This window comes from Melaminivora alkalimesophila (assembly GCF_000282995.1).
Lineage (GTDB): Bacteria > Pseudomonadota > Gammaproteobacteria > Burkholderiales > Burkholderiaceae_C > Melaminivora > Melaminivora alkalimesophila.
Genome location: NZ_ALEE01000095.1, coordinates 1 through 1,824, shown reverse-complemented (window position 1 = coordinate 1,824; position 1,824 = coordinate 1). Strand labels below are relative to the sequence as shown.

Sequence of the window (1,824 nt, the reverse complement as noted above, 5' to 3'; positions counted from 1 at the left end):
GGCTGGGCCAGCTGGAAGACGGCCGCCATGGGCGACTTCAGGCCCTTGATGCGCCCGTGCGGGATGGCCACGCCGTGTCCCAGCCCGGTCGAGCCCAGGCGTTCGCGCGCGAACAGGCTGTCGGTGATCAGGGCACGCGACAGGCCGTGCTGGCTCTCGAACAGCAGCCCCGCCTCCTCGAAGGCGCGCTTCTTGCTGGTGGCGTCGACGCTCACGAGCACATGGGCGGCGGGCAGGATGGAAGCAAGTCGGTTCATGGTCGGTGAGCAGGGATTATGCACCCCTTAAGCGATAACCCTAGGAGTGTATCGAGCAGCAACAAAAAACCGCCCGGGCGGGCGGTTCGCGAACCGGCCGGTGGCCGGGCTCCGAGGGGCGGCGTCAGGCCATCGCGGCGGCCGCCTGCAGCGTCGCGCGGCGCACGCGCGGCTGATGGTCCTGCACCCGGTCCTTGTAGCGCACCACCACCCGGTCGAGCTTGTCCATCATCTCGTCGATGGCGGCGTACAGGTCGGCGCGCATGCTCTCGACGAACAGATCGCTGCCCTTGACCCGCAGCGTGCACTCGGCCCGCTGGCGCCGGTCTTTTTCCTTCTGCTTTTCTACCGTGAGGAGGACCTTGACATCGACCACCTGGTCGAAGTGGCGCGTGATGCGCTCGAGCTTGGTGGTCACGTAGCTGCGCAAGGCCGGGGTCACTTCCAGGTGGTGACCGCTGATCGTCAAGTTCATGGGCGAAATCTCCTGCGTCTCACAGTTGAGGAAGGCCGCCGCCGGTCGGTGCTCGGCCGGGCGGCCGGGGGAACTTGAATGCTGCCGGATGGCTTGCACTATGCGCGCCGGCCCCGTCCTTGGCAATGCGTTCCCCGTGGGCGTGCACGGGCTCTGCTCCCCAGGTGCCAAGAGCGGAGAAAGCCTGCACAATGGGCGGATTGCCTGGCGCCTGCCCGCCTTGCTGGGCACGCGGCGGCGCCCTGGGCGCGCAGCTGGCTAGAATGCCGCGCCCCCGGGACGCACCGGCGGCCTGCCTTCCCCGTATCCGCCCACCGGGCCGCGCGCCCCGACCGCCATGAGCCAGTCGCCTTCCCCCGCCCCCTTGCACACCTCCAACCTGGCCTCGCTGCCGCTGCTCGCGCGCGGCAAGGTGCGCGACAACTACGCCGTGGGCGAGGACCGCATCCTGATGGTGGCAACCGACCGCCTGTCGGCCTTCGACGTGATCATGGGCGAGCCGATCCCGGGCAAGGGCGCGCTGCTCACGCAGATGGCGCTGTACTGGTTCGAGCGCCTGGGCCACATCGTGCCCAACCACCTGACGGGCGAGGCCCCCGAGAGCGTGGTCGCACCCGAGGACCTGCCGCAGGTGCAGGGCCGCTCGATGCTGGTGCAGCGCCTGCGGCCCCTGCCCATCGAGGCGGTGGTGCGCGGCTACCTGGCGGGCAGCGGCTGGAAGGAATACCAGGAGTCGCGCTCGGTCTGCGGCGTGGCGCTGCCGGAGGGCCTGACCAACGCCGCCCGGCTGCCGCGCAGCATCTACACCCCGGCCGCCAAGGCCGCGGTGGGCGAGCACGACGAGAACATCAGTTTCGAGCGCACCGTCGAGATGGTCGGGCCGGAGCTGGCGGCGCAGATCCGCGACGTCTCGATCGCCCTGTACGAGGCGGCGGCGGCGATCGCGCTGGACAAGGGCATGATCATCGCCGACACCAAGTTCGAGTTCGGCCTGGACCCGACCGGCCGGCTGGTGCTGATGGACGAGGTGCTCACGCCCGACAGCTCGCGCTACTGGCCCGTGGAGGGCTACGAGCAGGCGCTGGCGGCCGG

General features: G+C 70.0%; 3 protein-coding genes. 1 reads left to right on the top strand and 2 read right to left on the bottom strand.

The window, feature by feature from the left end; all coding sequences use genetic code 11:
* Both A612_RS01210 and hpf read right to left on the bottom strand, forming a co-directional pair.
* Positions 1-257 (bottom strand): PTS sugar transporter subunit IIA (locus A612_RS01210; protein ID WP_040435500.1); only part of this gene is annotated, 257 nt, incomplete at its 3' end.
* Between the two features lie 124 nt (positions 258-381).
* Complete coding sequence (gene hpf / locus A612_RS01205) at positions 382-732, bottom strand: ribosome hibernation-promoting factor, HPF/YfiA family (RefSeq protein ID WP_019372791.1); 351 nt, start codon at positions 730-732, stop codon at positions 382-384.
* 337 nt (positions 733-1,069) lie between these two features.
* Here hpf and A612_RS01200 point away from each other — a divergent pair.
* Positions 1,070-1,824, top strand: a 755-nt coding sequence (locus A612_RS01200) for a phosphoribosylaminoimidazolesuccinocarboxamide synthase (RefSeq protein ID WP_040435499.1), incomplete at its 3' end; no start/stop codon positions are given.